Source organism: Moorella thermoacetica, assembly GCF_001267405.1.
GTDB lineage: Bacteria > Bacillota > DSM-521 > Neomoorellales > Neomoorellaceae > Neomoorella > Neomoorella thermoacetica.
This window is the reverse complement of the sequence record NZ_CP012369.1, coordinates 2110250-2128860: the sequence shown is the minus strand read 5'-3', so window position 1 is coordinate 2128860 and position 18611 is coordinate 2110250. Positions and strand designations below refer to the sequence as shown.

Annotated in this window: 17 protein-coding genes; all 17 read left to right on the top strand. The window is 50.4% G+C overall.

Features of this window, described 5'->3' with window-relative positions:
- The first annotated feature begins 88 nt into the window (after window positions 1-88).
- The 17 genes from MOTHE_RS10560 (at window position 89) to MOTHE_RS10480 (ending at window position 18611) form a co-directional block, all read left to right on the top strand.
- The gene (locus tag MOTHE_RS10560) at window positions 89-1084 is read left to right on the top strand and encodes an HD-GYP domain-containing protein (protein WP_011393621.1); all 996 of its coding nucleotides are present in this window, start codon (window positions 89-91) and stop codon (window positions 1082-1084) included.
- Between the two features lie 210 nt (window positions 1085-1294).
- Window positions 1295-1582 (top strand): co-chaperone GroES, encoded by a 288-nt coding sequence (gene groES / locus MOTHE_RS10555; RefSeq protein WP_011393620.1) that lies wholly within the window; start codon window positions 1295-1297, stop codon window positions 1580-1582.
- A 15-nt stretch (window positions 1583-1597) separates the two neighbouring features.
- Window positions 1598-3208 carry a chaperonin GroEL gene (gene groL / locus MOTHE_RS10550; RefSeq protein WP_011393619.1) on the top strand — a complete coding sequence of 537 codons (1611 nt, stop codon included), beginning with the start codon at window positions 1598-1600 and terminating at the stop codon, window positions 3206-3208.
- 112 nt (window positions 3209-3320) lie between these two features.
- The gene (locus MOTHE_RS10545) at window positions 3321-4103 is read left to right on the top strand and encodes a dihydroorotate dehydrogenase electron transfer subunit (protein ID WP_053095096.1); all 783 of its coding nucleotides are present in this window, start codon (window positions 3321-3323) and stop codon (window positions 4101-4103) included.
- Window position 4104: 1 nt separating this feature from the next.
- Entirely contained in the window at window positions 4105-5163 is a 1059-nt protein-coding gene (locus tag MOTHE_RS10540) for a dihydroorotate dehydrogenase (RefSeq protein WP_011393617.1), read from the top strand.
- A 20-nt stretch (window positions 5164-5183) separates the two neighbouring features.
- A complete protein-coding gene (gene pyrE / locus MOTHE_RS10535; RefSeq protein ID WP_011393616.1) occupies window positions 5184-5765 on the top strand; it encodes an orotate phosphoribosyltransferase in 582 nt (193 codons plus the stop codon).
- 352 nt (window positions 5766-6117) lie between these two features.
- The gene (locus MOTHE_RS13530; protein ID WP_236683322.1) at window positions 6118-6861 is read left to right on the top strand and encodes a PucR family transcriptional regulator ligand-binding domain-containing protein; all 744 of its coding nucleotides are present in this window, start codon (window positions 6118-6120) and stop codon (window positions 6859-6861) included.
- A gap of 57 nt (window positions 6862-6918) precedes the next feature.
- Window positions 6919-7770: a PucR family transcriptional regulator gene (locus MOTHE_RS13525; protein ID WP_053095094.1), complete on the top strand. Its 852-nt coding sequence runs from the start codon at window positions 6919-6921 to the stop codon at window positions 7768-7770.
- A 330-nt stretch (window positions 7771-8100) separates the two neighbouring features.
- A complete protein-coding gene (locus MOTHE_RS10520; protein WP_011393614.1) occupies window positions 8101-9336 on the top strand; it encodes a TRAP transporter large permease subunit in 1236 nt (411 codons plus the stop codon).
- A 176-nt stretch (window positions 9337-9512) separates the two neighbouring features.
- Window positions 9513-10265, top strand: a complete 753-nt coding sequence (locus MOTHE_RS10515; protein ID WP_053095093.1) for an oxamate carbamoyltransferase subunit AllH family protein — start codon at window positions 9513-9515, stop codon at window positions 10263-10265.
- Window positions 10243-11805: an acyl-CoA synthetase FdrA gene (gene fdrA, locus MOTHE_RS10510; RefSeq protein ID WP_053095092.1), complete on the top strand. Its 1563-nt coding sequence runs from the start codon at window positions 10243-10245 to the stop codon at window positions 11803-11805. Before MOTHE_RS10515 ends, fdrA begins: the two co-directional genes overlap by 23 nt.
- Before the next feature lie 2 nt (window positions 11806-11807).
- Window positions 11808-13220: a YlbE family protein gene (locus MOTHE_RS10505; RefSeq protein ID WP_011393611.1), complete on the top strand. Its 1413-nt coding sequence runs from the start codon at window positions 11808-11810 to the stop codon at window positions 13218-13220.
- Between the two features lie 44 nt (window positions 13221-13264).
- Window positions 13265-14368 (top strand): cyanuric acid amidohydrolase, encoded by a 1104-nt coding sequence (atzD, locus tag MOTHE_RS10500; RefSeq protein WP_011393610.1) that lies wholly within the window; start codon window positions 13265-13267, stop codon window positions 14366-14368.
- Between the two features lie 78 nt (window positions 14369-14446).
- Window positions 14447-14893, top strand: coding sequence for a DMT family transporter (locus tag MOTHE_RS10495; RefSeq protein WP_069591528.1), 447 nt, complete (start codon window positions 14447-14449; stop codon window positions 14891-14893).
- 106 nt (window positions 14894-14999) lie between these two features.
- On the top strand, window positions 15000-16298 hold the full coding sequence (locus tag MOTHE_RS10490; protein ID WP_162490089.1) for a nucleobase:cation symporter-2 family protein: 1299 nt from the start codon (window positions 15000-15002) through the stop codon (window positions 16296-16298).
- Between the two features lie 266 nt (window positions 16299-16564).
- The gene (gene arcC, locus MOTHE_RS10485) at window positions 16565-17503 is read left to right on the top strand and encodes a carbamate kinase (protein ID WP_011393607.1); all 939 of its coding nucleotides are present in this window, start codon (window positions 16565-16567) and stop codon (window positions 17501-17503) included.
- Between the two features lie 478 nt (window positions 17504-17981).
- Complete coding sequence (locus MOTHE_RS10480; protein WP_011393606.1) at window positions 17982-18611, top strand: corrinoid protein; 630 nt, start codon at window positions 17982-17984, stop codon at window positions 18609-18611.

The following is an 18611-nucleotide window of genomic DNA, read 5'->3' as shown; positions in this document are numbered from 1 at the left end:
ACCCGCTGGCTCTGAGATATGAGCCTTGCCGGTTGTAAATCAGGTAGCTAGTATTTACAGCTATATTTCTTACGGGGGGCGTTTAAAAATGGGCAGAAGTGCAGGCCTGTACAGCGATGGTATCATTGATAGGTTGGCTATCAATCGCCTGAATTTAGCCACCCCGGCAGTAAAGACCCTTTTCCGGTGGGCGGCGGTTTTATCTCTAGCTATTATTACGATTTTAAACCATTATGCCCGGGGCCTGCCTTTCCACTTTCTCCTTGACTTCCTCTACCTCGTCCCGGTAACCGTCGCCGCCCTCAATTCTTTACTCGAAGGCCTGGCGGTTGCCCTGGTGGCTGGTAGCCTGCGTATGCTTACGAACCCTTTAGTTTTTTCTATTATTAAACCCAGCGATTATGTTGATTTTCTAGTGGTAACCGGCTTTTACCTGGTCGACCCGGTGACTATAGAGCTATTGAGACGCCTGGCATGGCAGCGGCAGCAGCTCCAGCGTAATCTGCAACTGACGACGGCTGCCTTGCTCGAGGCCCTGCAGATGCGCGACCAGTATACCGGTTGGCACTCACGCCAGGTAGCCATTTATGCGCGCCGGATAGCCGCCAGCTTAGGTTTATCGCCGTACCACCAGGAGTGCCTTTACCTGGCCGGGCTGCTCCATGACATCGGGAAAATCGGCGTTGATGACGCCTGCCTGAACAAACCCGGCCTGCTGACGCCGGAAGAATGGCAAAACGTCCGCCGCCACCCCGGATTGGGATACAAGATAATAAGAAAAGTAACCAGTCGAGAAGAAGTTATTGCCCGGGCAGTCCTGTATCACCACGAGCGCTATGACGGCCGCGGTTATCCCAGAGGGCTGAAAGGTACAAGCATCCCCTTGGAAGCCCGCATTTTAAGTGTGGCCGACTGCTTTGACGCCATGACCACGGACCGGGTTTACCGGCCGGCCCTGTCCCCGGCTGAGGCTGTCAAGGAACTAATGCGCTGCGCCGGCAGCCAGTTTGACCCTGGCATAGTCGAGGTCTTCTACCGCATCCTGGCCGCGGATGGCCTGATACAGAACCCGGAGGAGGGGTAAAGCGGCACATGGCCTTTAGTAGTTTGCGCAACAAGATGTAGACCAGGGACAGGCGGACGTTTTGAACCGCAAATCTGGTTCCTCCGGGCAAGCGGGTTTGGCTAGTTTTGCCGGGGTACTTGTATTTTAGGGCGAGAAAGCATATTATAGTACCTGTAACCTAGCACTCTCTAAAATAAAGTGCTAACAGACGAAAAAGGAGGCTAATGCATGAGTTTTCAACCTTTGGGCGACCGCGTCCTCATTAAACCCCTTGAGGCCGAAGAAAAAACAGCGGCTGGCATCGTCCTGCCGGATACCGCCAAGGAGAAACCCCAGCAGGGGGAGGTAATAGCCGTTGGCCCCGGCCGTTTGCTGGATAATGGGGAACGGGTAAAAATGGAAGTCAAGGCAGGGGACCGGGTCCTCTACGCCCGGTATGCCGGCACCGAACTAAAACAGGGCGACACCAAATACCTGGTCCTCAGCGAGCGCGATATCCTGGCGGTAGTTGAATAGGGAGGGAGATACATAATGGCCAAACAAGTAGTTTTCGACCGCGAAGCCAGGGAGGCCCTGGAAAAAGGTATTACCAAACTCACCGAAGCCGTCCGGGTCACCCTGGGACCCCGGGGACGCAACGTGGTCTTGGAAAAGAAATTCGGGGCCCCTACCATTACCAACGACGGCGTGACCATTGCCAAGGAGGTTGAGCTGGAAGACCCCCTTGAGAATGTGGGCGCGCTGCTGGTGCGGGAAGTAGCCTCCAAGACCAATGATGTCGCCGGCGATGGGACTACTACCGCCTGTGTTCTGGCCCAGGCTATTGTCCGGGAGGGCATGAAAAACGTGGCCGCCGGGGCCAATCCTATGTTCATGAAGCGGGGTATTGAAAAGGCGGTGGCGGCCGTGGTGGAGAACCTTAAGGCCCAGGCCCGGCCGGTGGAAACCAAGGACTCCATCAGCCAGGTAGCCTCCATTTCTGCCAATGACCCCCAGATCGGCGCCCTGGTGGCCGACGCCATGGAAAAGGTGGGGAAGGACGGCGTCATAACCGTGGAGGAATCCAAAGGTATGGAAACCGCCGTGGACGTCGTGGAAGGCATGCAGTTCGATCGCGGCTATATCTCTCCGTATATGGTCACCGACAACGAGCGCATGGAAGCCGTCCTGGAAGAGCCCTACATCCTCATCACCGATAAAAAGATTACCGCCGTGGCCGACCTGGTACCCGTCCTGGAACGGGTAGTACGGACGGGTAAACCCCTGCTTATAATCTGCGAGGATATGGAGGGTGAAGCTCTGGCCACCCTGGTGGTCAATAAGATCCGGGGCACCTTTACCTGCGTGGCCGTCAAGGCGCCGGCCTTCGGCGATCGGCGCAAGGCCATGCTACAGGACATCGCCATCCTGACGGGTGGCCAGGTTATTACCGAAGAAGCCGGCTTGAAACTGGAGAACACCACCCTGGATATGCTGGGCCAGGCGCGCCAGGTCCGGGTGGGTAAAGAGGAAACCACCATCGTCGAAGGTCGCGGCAAAGAAGAGGCCATTGAAGCCCGGATAGCCCAGATTCGCCGCGAGTACGAGGAGTCGACCTCGGACTACGACCGGGAGAAACTCCAGGAACGCCTGGCCAAACTGGCCGGCGGTGTGGCGGTCATTAAAGTCGGGGCCGCTACCGAGACGGAAATGAAAGAAAAGAAAATGCGCATCGAAGACGCCCTCGCAGCCACCCGGGCGGCGGTGGAGGAGGGCATTGTCCCCGGCGGCGGCACCGCCCTGGTACGCGCCCAGACGGCCCTGGATGGTGTCCAGGCCCAGGGTGACGAACTGACGGGGGTGCGTCTGGTCTACCGCGCCCTGGAAGAACCCATGCGCCAGATTGCGGCCAATGCCGGCGTTGATGGATCGGTGGTAGTGGAGAAGGTGCGCCAGAGCGGTGACAGCATGGGCTTTAACGCCGCTACCCGGGAGTATGTCAACCTCTTTGAAGCGGGTATTGTCGATCCCTTGAAGGTGACCCGTTCCGCCCTGGAGAATGCTGCCAGCATTGCCTCCCTGGTCCTGACCACTGAGAGTCTAATAGCCGACATTCCGGAGGAAGAACCGCCCGTTCCCGGCGGCGGTATGCCTCCCATGTAAAGGCGAGAAAATCAACAAGCCCCGGCGTTTTTTAAACGCGGGGGCTTTTTCTTGCAGGAAAAGGGATTTTGGTGGCGAATATAGAAAAGATTTTTGGTAAAGGATGAAGTGCATGCAGAAACTGGAAGCGGAAGTAGTGGCCTCCATCAGGATAGGTCCGGACATCTGCCTGCTGCGGTTGAAGGCCCCGGCTATCGCCGCTACCGCCCGGCCGGGCCAGTTTGTCCACCTGCGCTGTGGAGAGGGCCTGGATCCCCTCCTGCGGCGCCCCTTAAGTATCCATGACTCAGGTGACGGGGAATTAACCCTTTTCTACCAGGTCAAAGGCCGGGGCACGGCCTGGCTGAGCCGTCAGCATCCCGGCAGCAAGGTAGATCTCCTGGGACCCCTGGGCCGGGGTTTTACCCTGGTGTCCGGCCGGCGGCTGGCCCTGGTAGCCGGGGGCCTGGGAATGGCACCCTTATTTTTCCTGGCCCGGCAGGCCAGGGAACTGGGCAACGAGGTCGACTTTTTTTACGGTGCCCGGAACAGTCGGGGGTTGCACCGGCTGGAGGCTTTAGAGGACCTGGGTATCCGGTTGTTTATCGCCACCGACGACGGGAGCGCCGGTTTCCGGGGACCGGTGACGGCCCTCTGGGAAAAACAGTTAAAGGATAACCACTACGACCGGGCTTACGCCTGTGGTCCCCGGCCGGCCCTGGCGGCCTTTGCCCGCCTGGCGGCAGCGGCGGCCGTCCCGGCCGAGGTTTCCCTGGAAGAGAGGATGGCCTGCGGCTTCGGCGCCTGCCGGGGTTGTGTCACCGCCCTCCGGGACAGCCGGGGGGAGAAGTATTACGAAAATGTCTGCACCGGCGGTCCGGTCTTCGATGTCGCTGCCGTATGCTGGGAGGGTTAGTATGGAGCAGGCTGAGAAGAGGCCCGGAGTGAATCCTAAAGAAGAAGACGAGAAGTTGGGGGCCAGAGGTAAGGGACTTGCAGGAACAGGCTGCGCCGGTTCCGGGCTAAAGTCACGATCTACTCCTCAAGAGCCGGAAACCGGTGCCGGGGTCAACCTGGAGGTACAGCTTGGGGACCTGACCCTGCCGAACCCCGTCATGCCGGCCTCCGGTACCTTCGGCTTTGGCGAGGAATACGCACCTTTTCTGGACCTCAACCGCCTGGGGGCCCTGGTTGTGAAGACCATTACCCTGGAGCCGACCCCCGGCAACCCGCCGCCGCGTTTAATGGAGACTCCCTCCGGTTTACTCAACTCCATCGGGCTCCAGAACCCGGGCCTGGAGGTTTTTCTCCGGGAGAAACTGCCTTATTTGCGCCGGTTTACTCCCCCGCTGATTGTAAATATTGCCGGCAGGACGGTAGAGGAATACGGCGAGCTGGCTGCCAGGCTAAGCGCGGCGGAGGGTATTGCCGCCCTGGAGGTCAACATCTCCTGCCCCAATGTCCGGGAGGGAGGTATTGTCTTCGGCACGGTGCCGGAAATGGCCGCCCGGGTGACGGCAACGGTAAAAGGGCAAACCCACCTGCCGGTGATAGTTAAACTGACGCCCAATGTTACCGATATTACGGTCCTGGCCAGGGCGGTGGAGGACGCCGGGGCCGATGCCCTTTCCCTGATCAATACCCTTCAGGGTATGGCCATCGACCTGGAGACCCGACGGCCGGCCCTGGCCAATATCGTCGGGGGCCTGAGCGGCCCGGCCATTAAACCGGTGGCCCTCTGTGCCGTCTGGCGGGTGGCCCGGGCGGTAAAGATCCCGGTAATCGGCATGGGCGGTATCGTGACCGCCCGGGATGCCCTGGAGTTCCTCCTGGCCGGGGCCAGGGCCGTGGCGGTAGGCACAGCCGGCCTGGTGAATCCCCGGGCTATAATCGAAGTGATTGACGGGATTAAAGCCTACCTGCAGGAACAGGGTTTGCAGGATGTCAACGAACTGGTAGGCGCCTTGCGAATTTAAACCTTGGGGTGAAAATATTTATGTTAAGTCGTGAAGAAGTCCTGGATATCTTCCGCCGCACCGGGGTCCTGTGGGAGGGGCACTTCGTCTTGACCTCCGGTCTCCACAGCGGTCGTTATCTCCAGTGCGCCCGGGTGCAGCAGTTCCCAGAGGAAAATACCCTTCTCTGCCACGAGCTGGCCGCCAGGTTTAAGGACCGGGGTATTACCACGGTCATCGGCCCGGCCATCGGCGCTATTATCATGGCTTATGAAATGGCCCGCCAGCTGGGGGCCCGGTGCCTCTTTACCGAGCGGGAAAACGGCGTCATGACCCTGCGCCGCAGCTTCACCCTGGAACCCGGGGAAAAGGTTCTGGTGGTAGAAGACGTCATTACCACCGGCGGGTCGGTGCGGGAAGTAATCGAGGTAGTGAAACAGCACGGAGCCGTGCCGGTGGGAGTCGGGGTGCTGGTGGACCGCAGCGGCGGCCGGGCCGACGTCGGCGCGCCCGTGGAGCCTCTGATTACCTTTGATATTGAGACGTATCAGCCCGGGGATTGCCCCTTATGCCGGCAGGGGGTGCCGGTGGTTAAACCGGGGAGCAGGCAGCTTAAGCCTTAGAGCGGGGACGGGGTGGCAGCCAGGAGAAGCCGCCCCGTCTTTAGTTCTCCCGGCAAGGACTATGACTTGGCGGTGAAAGTCCGCTACTGGCGAAGCAGAACAGCTCGTTTACAGAAGGCAAGGTTGTACGCCGCGAAACAGAATCTGGAGGATGCCAAAGGCAAAACTACTGTTCGATGAACACTGTAGATTCTCACTTTATTCCCAAAAAATTTCTCACAATAAATTAGGTCAGGAAAGCAGTAAAATCTCCCGGATTCTCAAATTAAATTGGTCACGCCAAATTATGATTTTCTTAACGCCTTAGGTCTCTTCCATCTCAACTCGTCGGGAGGAGGTATATGTGTTGATTATGGGAATTACTGTAAGAGAAGCGCTGCGCTTGCCTCAGTTGGAGGGAGCAGTACTTGTCGGTGGTGAACAGGGACTTGATCGTATAATCAATTCTGTGAACATCATGGAAGTACCGGATATAGGAAATTATATAAAACCCGCAGAGCTTTTGCTGACAACCGCGTATCCTATTAAAGATGATATCAGAGCTCTGGAAAATTTGATACCCGAATTAAACAAATGCGGATTGGCCGCGCTGGCCATAAAGCCGGAACGCTATATCCGTGAGATTCCAGAGATTATGATTAAGCAGGCCAACAAATACAAGTTTCCCTTGATTAAATTGCCCAATAGCGCTTCATTTAACGAAATTATAAACCCTATTTTAACCGAAATTTTAAACCGCCAGGCGGCCATCCTGCAAAGGAATGAACAACTTAGCAAAGCACTAACCGGTATAGTACTATATGGCGGAGGGCTGGCTGAGATCGCGCGGACCCTAGCTGGCTTACTGGGGTTGCCAGTCTCCATTCATGATCCTGCCTTCCGAAAGATAGCTTCATGGTTAGCGCCCCGCGATTTCGGTGCTGATAATAACCGGGCACTGGCTGAACTTGTAAATGACAGCAAACAGCTGGCAGAAGCCTGTAAGTGTGGTAGGGAACAATTGGTATTTAACTGTGCTGGTGGGTTATATGCCATATGCCGCCCTGTCACAGTTGCTGAGGAAATTTATGCATACTTGTTTATCTGGGGGCCCTAAAAGCCTATTTCTGAACGGGAAATAACCGGCATTGAGCAGGCGGTTACTGTTATTGCTTTGGAAATAAGCAAGCAACGGGCTGTCTTTGATGTCGAGAGCAGGTTTAAAAGCAGCTTTATTGAGTATCTCGTGGATGGTAAAATTACCTCAAAGGAAGATGCGATTATTTTGGCCGAAAGATTTGGGTGGGAGATTGCTAACGGCTTTACAGTCATGTTATTTGAATGTGATGATTTGCAGTCGCTTTACGATCAGGAGCCAGTATTTGCCCGCAAGAAACGGCTTAAGATAATGGAGATAGTGAATACAGCGGTTGTTTCGTTATCTCCGGGGTCAGCGGTTGTCGAGAGAGGGAGGCGGTTAATGGTGTTGCACCGCCCTCTGCCAGGAAAAGATATCAAACAGTTGCGGAGAAATTCCGAGACTTTGGCCCGTTCCTGTTGTGAAGAGCTAGCGAAGCGGTTAGATACACGAATACTCGTCGGGATTAGCCGCTTTATCGCCGACCCCATGAAGATTGCCGAAGGTATAAACCAATCCCACCAGGCACTGGAAATAGGGAGACGTGCTTACGAACGGGGTCAAGTTTTTCACTTTGACGACCTGGGTGTCTACCGCATTTTATTGACTTCTGATGCTGCAGAGATGCAACGTTTCTATGACGATATCTTAGGCCAACTGGTCTCTTATGATGAAGAAAATAAAGCCGGTCTAATTACAACGCTGGAGATGTTATTTGCTAATGATATGAACCTGCAGAAAACAGCTGATGCCTTGTTTATTCACTATAATACTTTGAGATACCGCATAAACCGGATACAACAAATTACTGGCCTTGATTTAAAGTCTCCGGATGATCGCCTGAGCCTGCAGCTTGCCCTTAAAATCCTGCACATGAAAGGAAATTAACTTGAAATTTGGAGCCACCGCTTATATTGGTGGTGTTTTTTATCTAAAAGTTATGCTTCACTTGCGCGAGATTGTTTAACTTTGTTGATATTTGACTAATTGACACGGCAATCTTTTGTATAAATTTAACATAGAGGCGGTTGGCTCATTAATGTTAAATTACAAATGTAGGGGACAGGTAATTGGATCTAATTACCAGAAATGCTTTTGCAGTGGAGATTTGCTTTGGGCAAAAATCCGGAAAATTACTTAGTAAAGAAGGGAGTTTTAATAATAACAAAATATGGAAGTGATAGACGGTTCCACTAATACTTATTAGGAGGGAAAAAAATGAGTGCAATTGTACTTTTGCCGCTTCTTGTTATCATCGCCGTCCTTGTTATGAGGAAGCATATGATAGTCGCGGGTATCAGTGGTGCAATTGTTGCTATGATTATCGGTCATATGGGCCTGGCGTCGGCGACAAAAATAATAATGGATGCTATTCCCGGCATGATGTCTATGACGACACCGATAATGTATTCCGCGACGGCCCTTGCTGTTGCCAAGACGGGAGGATTTGATGCTCTGCTTCGACTTAGCCGGAAAATCACCGGCAATAGAGTATATCTAGTGGCTGCTGCTATCGTGCTCATTCAGGCGCTAGCAACTTACGCTGCTGGTCTTGGGGCAGGAAATACAATGGTAACCGGCCCATTGGCATTTGCTGCGGTAGGAGCAGTTCCAGAACTAATTGCAGGTATGGCGATTGCAACAGCAGCGAGTTTTGAGACATCCCCAGCTTCTGCCGAGAGTGCCACAATTTCTAAAATCGCAAAGATGGATGTTGGTACCTATGTTAATCAAATGTTTCCATTTACGATCTTATTTTGGATAATTGGTATCACCCTGGCGGCTTATGGAGTTTGGCGAAGGGGACGTATTTTAAACGAAGAAAATAATGAACCCATGTCCATGGGACAGATAGTAAGAACTGCTCTTCCACCTCTCTACTTTATCATTGTAGTTGTCGCCGGTAAGTATTTAAATATGCTATTTGGTGGTTATCATGTCTTTACAGCACCTTTTAACATGATCAGCACTCTTGTGCTAGCAACAATTTTAACAAAATCCTCTATGGATAAGATGGCGGAGAACTTAATTCAAGGTTCTTCTTTCATCCTCACACGTTTGTTTGCAATCGGTGTTTTCCTGGGTTTCATTAATATCCTTTCAGAAATTGGTACCTTTAAATATATAGCTCAGATTGCGGCTAGTGCCCCATCTTTTATCTTCGTATCGACAGCAATTTTGGCTGGCTTCATCGTAGCTGTACCGGCTGGAGCGTATAGCGTTGGCGTAATTAGCCTGGTGGTTCCCGTTCTGGCTGCTGTTGGCCTTACTCCTTTGCAAATGGGACTTGTGGCCCTGGCTATCGGTATGGGTACGCAGATGAGCCCTGTACAGATTAATGTTGCTGCTCTCTCCCAGACATTCGAAATGGAAATTGAAAGCGTTGTCCGCAATAATGCGCCATATGTGTTTGGAGTCCTTGTGTTACTTATCATATTAGGTCTCTTCCTTTAAGTGAAGAAAGGGTGCATACCTTGGAGGCTCTTTCTGTAGGTATCGGAGCCTGGGCGACTCTAGAAGGACTGACTTCTACTGAAGTAATCTCCATATCCAAACGTTCACTTTATTGCCGAGCCCCGGCTGGTCTCGTGTGCGTAGGTAGCCAGTCTATAGGGCGCGGGCCCATTAATGTGCTGCTGAGCGAACATGAATGGAACGCCTTATACAATCGCATCCTGGTTGGGGAACAATTAGTTTTTAGTAAAGGTCCGACTTCTAGCATTGACACGGTATTATTAATGAGGCGTTGCATTTATGCAGTACGTATTTACTCACCATGCGATTTTGGCCTGAAGCATGTGTCTCTGGATTCCTTGTGGTCGCTTTTATTTACCTACGGTAAGGGACCGATGCTTTGCGCCTTTAACGGCAGTGCTTCCCCTGCCAGTGACCCTATCGATAAGGTTGTGATACAAAGGGGTAAGCAGGGCATCGAACTCCTCCGGATAAGCTGGAACCGAGACGAATGGCAGTTTATTGCGGATGTAGCAGTAAAAACTCTTTTGGGCTTGGGACCAGGTTTGACTCCCTCGGGGGATGATCTGCTTGTGGGTTACATGAGCGGGTTGGATTTAATATCGACCATAAGTTCCCGCGCCCGGGAGATTAAAAAAATGATGCAGTCCAACGTGCTGTCGTCCCTTGCACGTACAAACGAAATTAGCCAAACACATATCAGGTGGGCTTGTAGAGGGTACTATATGGAACCGCTCACAGCCTTGCTAAAGGCAATTGCGGGGGGGGAGCCAGAAGCAGTTGGCAATAACATGAAAAAATTACTAGCAAGGGGTGCATCTTCGGGTACAGATACAGCTATTGGATTGCTGTTGGCCCTAGAAAACGGAAAGGAGATGCAGCGTAGTGGTTATTCGCTGGCTAATTAAACCTAAGATGTATCAGGATTCTGTAAAACTCATGAAGTTATCTGCTGAACTCCGTAAGCAGGACGGGGTAAAGCAAGCATCTGTGATTATGGCGACGGAGATGAATAAGAGCACTTTACAGGATATAGGTATGTTGGTGCCAGAAGTAGCTGCTGCCAATGCCGATGATCTGGCGATAATCGTGGCGGTAGATACAGAAGAGCAGGCACAAAAGGCTGTGGAGTTGGCGGAAAAACTTCTCAACCGTGCTGAAGTGCAACAGGGTGAGACTAAACAGCAATTTCCTAAGACCTTACGAAGTGCAGTAGAGGCTTTACCTGGTGCAAATCTGGCCCTTATCTCTGTACCAGGAACATATGCGGCAGCTGAGGCGCTTAAAGCACTGAACCTGGGACTTAACGTGCATCTATTTAGTGATAACGTTACGCTTGAAGATGAGGTCCGGCTCAAGCAAATCGGAACTAAGAAAGGACTGCTGGTAATGGGGCCGGATTGTGGCACGGCAATTATTGATGGGGTGCCCCTTGCCTTTGCCAACGTTGTTGCTCGTGGCAAGATAGGGATTGTTGGCGCTTCAGGAACCGGTATCCAAGAAGCCACTGTTCTGATCGAGCGTTTGGGAGGAGGTATTTCCCACGCCATAGGCACTGGAGGCAGGGACCTCTTAGATGAAGTTGGCGGGCAAATGATGCTTCTCGGTATTGATCTTCTTGAAGATGACCCTGCGACAGAGGTTATTTTATTGATCTCAAAACCTGCCGGACCACGGACGGCAAATAAAATACTGGATAGGGTTAAGCAGTGTAAGAAACCTGTAGTAGTGAATTTGCTTAAAGGCGATTTAAATGCCATCCAGTCAGCTGGTGTTGTGGGTGCCGCAACCATCGAAGATGCGGCTTACAAGGCAGTCGCTTTGGCCAATGGAGAAGAAGCAGTTGCCATGCCGGAAAATTACTGGGGAGATTACTCAAAACAGATCGCCATGCTGGAAAGCCAGCTGGGCCCGAACCAGCGTTATATTCGTGGCCTGTTTACAGGGGGCACCCTAGCCGACGAGGCAATGGTGATACTCAGCGATATCGTCGGTGATATCTTCTCCAATATCCCATTAAAACCAGAACTAAAATTACCTTCAGCAAGGAAAAGCCACAAGCATACCATTGTGGATTTAGGGGATGACGAGTTTACAAGAGGGCGTCCCCATCCTATGATAGATCCCCTTCCTCGCAACGAACGTTTAATGCAGGAGTATGCTGATCCGGAAGTAGGCGTTATCCTTTGTGATGTAGTTACAGGTTATGGGAGTCACGCTGACCCGGCAGGGGAACTGGCCCGCGCAGTGGCCCGTGCCCGGGATGCTTATCCGAGCAATAATCCGGCAGTAATTGCCTTTGTGTGTGGTACCGAAGCCGACCCGCAACCTCTTAGTGAACAGGTCAAAGTCCTCGAAAAAGAAGGGATTTTCGTCTTACCATCCAATGCGGAAGCAGCACGGGCGGCGGGAAGGATTATCAAGTTACACGAAAGCCGGAGGGTTTAATCATGACTTTAAGTAGAGATTTAATAAATGGTCCTGTCAAGGTTGTTAATGTAGGGCTTGAGTCTTTTGCCCATGACTTGACTTCGCTGGGCGTCGCTAATATACATGTAGAATGGAGACCGCCCGCCAATGGCGACCCGCATCTTGTCCGACTGTTGGCCTTGATTGAAGAAAATATTGATGTTATTAACACCGCCAATCAAAAAGCTATCAATCGTTTACTGGAAGCGCAACCGAAGCTTATCGATATCAAGCTTGCTGGCGAGGTAATACCTGGCTTCGAGCGCAATATGATATTGCACTCTGGTCCGCCGATTACATGGAGTAAAATGTGCGGGCCTATGCGGGGTGCTGTTATTGGTGCACTTATCTATGAAGGCTTGGCAGATAATGCAGAGCAAGCCGAGAAATTGGCTGCTAGTGGCGAAATAAAGTTTGCTCCCTGTCACGAATATAGCGCTGTTGGTCCTATGTCCGGGATTATTTCAGCTTCTATGCCAGTTTTTGTTGTTGAAAATGAAACCGCTGGAAACCGGGCATACTCAAACTTTAATGAAGGCTTGGGCAAGGTCTTGCGTTTCGGTGCCAATTCTCCCGAAATTATAGAGCGTTTGCGCTGGATTCGTGATGTCCTGGCACCGGCGTTACGCAATGCCATTTTGGCATGTGGTGGTGTAGACCTCAAGACTCTTACTGCCAAAGCTCTCCAGATGGGAGACGAATGCCACAATCGCAACCTGGCGGCAACTTCCTTATTGACACGTACCTTGATGCCTGCATTAGTTAAAACCTGTCCACCTAACAAACTGGAGGAGGTTGCTTCTTTCCTGGCCAAAAACGATCATTTCTATCTTAATATTTCCATGGCCGCCTGTAAGGCAATCCTCGATGCCGCACATGGAATCCCTGGAAGTACACTTGTTACGGCTATGGCACGTAATGGGGTAGAGTTTGGTATTCGCGTCAGCGGGCTTGGTAATGAGTGGTTTACAGCTCCGGCGCCATATGTTAAAGGGCTCTATTTCCCTGGGTACAACGATGAAGATGCTAACCCTGATCTAGGAGACAGTGCTATTACTGAAACGTGCGGTCTTGGCGGCTTTGCTATGGCAGCGGCACCAGCTATTGTGCAGTTTGTAGGTGGTACCCCTCAGGATGCCCTTAACTATACCCTAGAGATGTACAATATTACTTTGACCTCAAACCCTGCCTACACTATTCCTAATCTCGGTTTTCGGCCAACCCCAACAGGGATTGATGTTTTAAAGGTTGTTGAAACAGGCATTAATCCAATCATCAATACAGGTATTGCCCACCGTGAGGCAGGTGTGGGGCAGATAGGGGCCGGTCTTGTCCGGGCGCCTATGGAGTGTTTTGTAGCAGCACTGCATCGTCTCGCTGAAACTATTTCCTAACAGGTGGCGAACGATGCGTTTATAAAAAATGAGGGGGTTTTAACATGCAAAAAGTTGAAGTCTTTCGTATCCCAACAGCCTCACCTGATGATATCAGCGGGTTGGCTACTTTGATTGACTCAGGGAAGATTAATCCGGCTGAAATTGTAGCTATTCTGGGCAAGACGGAAGGTAATGGTTGTGTTAACGATTTTACTCGCGGTTTTGCTACCCAATCTCTAGCAATGTATCTAGCAGAAAAATTGGGAATAAGCCGCGAAGAAGTTGTAAAAAAAGTTGCGTTTATAATGTCAGGCGGTACTGAGGGTGTTATGACGCCGCACATTACTGTCTTTGTCCGAAAAGATGTCCAGGAACCAGCTAAGCCAGGAAAGCGCTTGGCAGTAGGCGTAGCTTTTACGCGGGACTTTCTGCCGGAAGAATTGGGCCGGATGGAACAGGTAAACGAAGTGGCTCGAGCTGTAAAAGAGGCTATGAAAGACGCCCAAATAGATGATCCCCGCGACGTTCACTTTGTTCAGATAAAGTGCCCGCTTTTGACTGCTGAAAGAATTGAGGATGCCAAGCGACGCGGGAAAGATGTTGTGGTAAATGACACTTATAAATCAATGGCTTACTCACGTGGCGCCTCAGCTCTCGGAGTGGCCCTCGCACTGGGCGAGATATCTGCGGATAAGATTAGCAACGAAGCAATTTGTCATGACTGGAATCTCTACTCTAGTGTGGCTTCGACGTCAGCGGGGGTTGAACTTCTTAATGACGAAATTATCGTAGTAGGAAACTCTACCAATAGTGCCAGTGATTTGGTTATAGGCCACTCTGTTATGAAGGATGCCATTGACGCTGATGCAGTACGTGCTGCCCTTAAAGATGCCGGTTTAAAATTTGATTGTTGCCCGCCAGCAGAAGAGCTTGCTAAGATCGTTAATGTACTGGCCAAGGCTGAGGCCGCATCTTCTGGTACAGTAAGGGGTAGGCGTAACACGATGCTTGATGACTCTGATATCAATCATACCCGCTCGGCGCGAGCAGTAGTAAATGCTGTTATTGCCAGCGTGGTAGGAGATCCTATGGTCTACGTTTCCGGTGGTGCAGAGCATCAAGGGCCTGATGGCGGTGGCCCAATTGCTGTTATTGCCAGGGTGTAGGAAGGCAAGGGGGCCATTATCAATGGCCCCCTGAATGGCATCTTGCAGCTTAATATAACTAGATTAAAGGTGAAGGTCATGCTCGTATTTTTCTTTTTGGCCCTTGGTATCGGAGCTATATGGGCGCTTCAGCCGGTGATAAATGCCGGGTTGGCCCGATCAACTGGCCCCCTGATGGCATCCACAATTTCTTTTTTAATTGGTTCATTGCTGCTAATAATATCAGTTGTGATTACTCAATGGTTAACAAAAGACCCCCTCGATTTCGCAGCACTTAGTCGTGTTAACCCTGTATATTATATGGGAGGGGCAATCGGTGCTGCTGTCGTACTTGGTATGACGACGATTATTCCCAAACTCGGTGCAGGAGGGGTACTTTCTGCGGCGATTACAGGTCAACTTATTATGGCGGCAATAATCGATCATTTTGGTCTATTAGGCGCTCCTCGTATAGCTCTTAACTCGCTGCGTTTAATAGGTATAATCCTTCTATTAATTGGTGTAAACTTAGTAATTTACAAGTAGACACTCCTGCCGTTCAAATATCGTCAACGAAAGACTATACCATGTATACTCGCATTGCCATAATTACTTGAATTAAGGTAATGAAATTATGAAGAGGGGGAAAACGGTGAGTAGTCGTTTTATTGGTGTGGACGAAAAACCTGCCCTCCCATACTTAATTATGTATGGGATCCAGCATGTCCTGGCTATGTTTGCCGGTATCGTAGCTGTACCCCTAATGGTTGGCACTGCATTAAAATTACCCGGCGAACAGATTACTATTCTCGTTCAAGGTTCGCTTTTAACCAGTGGGATTGGGACATTAGTCCAATCCCTTGGTATTGGTAGGCTGGGTGCTCGCCTCCCTATATGTATGGGTACAGCATTTGTCTTTATATCGCCATTTATAAGCGTAGGTTCTCAATTGGGTATCCAGGCTATTCTTGGAGCAGTTATTGTTGGTGGTATCGTTGAATTTGTTTTTAGCTTTTTCGTTTGGCGTATTCAGAAATATGTACCTCCAGTTGTTACAGGGACCGTTGTTGTCTTGATTGGTATGGGATTGATGCCCCTAGGTTTTACTTGGCTAGCAGGTGGGGAAAGCTCGCTGTTTGGTCAGCCAATAAGTTTTGCTATCGGTGGTTTAGTTTTAGTTATACTGATTTTGATTAACCAATTTACAAAAGGATTTTGGCCTTCTATATCTGTTGCTCTGGCCATTGTTGTAGGTTACCTGGCTGCTGGTATCGCTGGTGTTTTGAATCTTGGGTTGGTCAAGGAGGCAACATGGTTTGCTATACCAAAAGTTTTTTCCTTTGGACTGCCAAAGTTTTCGTTTCCTGCTATTTTAGCGGTTCTGGTAGCACAATTTGCCTCTATGCTGGAGACTATAGGGGATACTTATGCAACAGGCTTAGTAGCTCATAAGGAAATAGGTCGGCGCGAGTTATCCGGAGCAATCAGTGTTGACGGTTTGCTGTCATCAATTGCAGTTTTATTCAATGGGTTATCAATCACTTCCTTTAGCCAGAACATTGGGGTCATAAGTATTACAGGAGTGGCCAGTCGCTTTGCTGTAGCTGTCAGTGGCATTATATTATTGCTTATGGGCCTCGTACCAAAATTTGCGGCTCTGATTGCAAGTATGCCCGCGCCAGTACTTGGTGGTGCTGCCCTGGTAATGTTTGGCGCAATTGCAGGATCAGGTATTTTACAGTTCCGCGAAGCAAAAGTTTTTGGGGAACGGGAGATTTTCATTTTTGCTATCTCAGTTGCCCTGGGGATGGGTTTTGGGTTGCATCCAGAAGGTGCACTAGAGCATTTACCATCTTACCTTACAGTTATCCTGGGATCCGGTGTTGCGGTAGGGGGGATAACGGCCATTATACTTAATCAGCTATTGCCACTCAGACAGAAAGAAGAATAAAGAGATCCTCGCTATTTCGTGTGGGTAAACACTTGATTTTATAACTCTAATTGCGGCCTTTAATCGGAGCAAAGCGCAGAACCTTGACATGAAGAATGCCCTGTTAACCTTGCTTGGTAATAGGCAGGAAGAGGCTAATTTCAGGTTTCGGCTATTGGAATATATTTGGAGCTACACAAATGATATAGTGAAGAGCCAACATCTTATTATTGAGTAAATAGTTAATAAAATAAAAAAACAAAATTTAACAGGAGAGTGGATTAGATATGGAAAGACTGGCAGTAATAGCTATAGGTGGTAATTCGTTGATTAAAAACAAAAAGCTCATTAGTTTGTATGACCAACTAGCAACGATGAGGGAAACCTGCCGTAATATTGCAGATATGGTAGAAAAGGGCTGGAATGTAGTAATTACTCATGGCAACGGACCACAAGTGGGCTTTTTAATTCGCCGTGCGGAATTGGCGTGTGGGGAACTTCCCTTGATACCTTTGGAGTTTGCGGTGGCCGATACCCAGGGAGCAATAGGTTATATGATCCAGCAGTCATTAATGAATGAATTTCGCCGCAGAGGGATCAAAAGGCAGGCCATTACCATTGTGACTCAAGTAGTAGTTGATCAAAACGATGAGGCTTTTCAGAACCCCACTAAACCCATCGGCAGTTTTATGACCAGGGAAGAAGCTCAACGGCATGTTGAGGAAGACGGTTGGGTGGTAGTGGAGGACGCTGGCAGAGGCTGGCGGCGGGTAGTACCCTCCCCCGAACCCAAAGCCATTGTTGAAATCAGAGCTATTAAAGATTTGATTGAGGATGGATATATTGTCATTTGTACAGGAGGTGGCGGTATCCCTGTAGTAGAACATGATGGCAACCTGAAAGGAGTTGCTGCTGTTGTTGACAAAGATAATGCCTCCGCCTTGTTAGCTAATGAGATTAAAGCAGACGTTCTTGTAATATCTACAGGAGTAAATAAAGTGGCTATAAATTTTGGCAGGCCCGACCAGAAAGAACTGGATAGGTTAACAATAGCCGAAGCCGAAGCCTACATGGCTGCAGGGCATTTTCCACCAGGGAACATGGGTCCAAAGATTACGGCCCTGCTAAGGTACCTTAAGAATGGCGGTAAGGAAGGAATCATTACCTCACCAACAGAATTAGTAGCTGCCCTTGAAGGAAAATCCGGTACTAGAATTGTACTTTAAACCCACATTCCGCATAAATCCGTGATAGCTCCTAATGGAAGATTCTGGAAACAACTTCTTGCCCATCGCCTCTTTCAGTATAGGGGCAGTTCGCGATAGCCGTTAATCCGATGAAAACTCTTTTCTGCCTCCAGATAAGAGGCTGCAATCCAGAGTATTTGTTCGCTGCTCTTCTAACACTTCTAAGCTCTTAACGGTGCGGCATTAGGTGCGAGTGTCATTAGCCGATTCAATGATAGACCCCGCTTACGGGGTTATTTTTATGGGTCGCAGTGCCGGCTGGCGGCAGCTAAGAGCCCTAGCCTTATGACCGACTAACGCTTGATTGGTTTAATTATTCCCCCGTCCCACCAGACGGCGCCGGCATCCCCAAAGGGCAAGAAAATAAACCTTTGGCAAGAATTTAACCTTGCCGTTCAATTTATCTTAAAATAAACTTAAAAATGAACCAACTTTAATATTTAAGGAGGAATGACAGATGGCTGTCCTGGAGGAAATGAAAGAAGCCTTGATGGCTGGTAACGCCAACAAAGTGCGGGAACTGGCCCAAAAAGCCCTAGATGAAGGCATTGAGCCCACGACGATCATTAACGACGGCCTGATTGCAGCCATGAACATTATTGGTGTCAAATTTAAGAATAATGAAGTCTATGTTCCGGAGGTCCTGGTAGCGGCCCGGGCCATGCACGCTGGCATGGATGTGGTCAAGCCCCTCCTGGCCGGCGGCGACATTAAGGAAAAAGGCACCTTCGTTATCGGTACGGTCAAGGGTGACCTTCACGATATCGGCAAGAACCTGGTCATCATGATGATGGAAGGCGCGGGCTACAAGGTTATCGACCTAGGTATTGACGTGCCGGTAGAGAAATTCGTCCAGGCGGTGGAAGAGCACAAACCCCAGCTGGTAGGCATTTCCGCCCTGCTGACATCCACCATGATGCAGATGAAGAAGACTGTCGAAGGTCTGGCTGCTTACAGGGATAAGATCAAGATTATGGTCGGCGGCGCCCCGGTAACCCAGAAGTTTGCCGATGAAATCGGAGCCGACGGTTACGCTCCCGATGCTGCGTCGGCCGTTGACCTGGCCGCACAACTCCTCGCTTCGTAA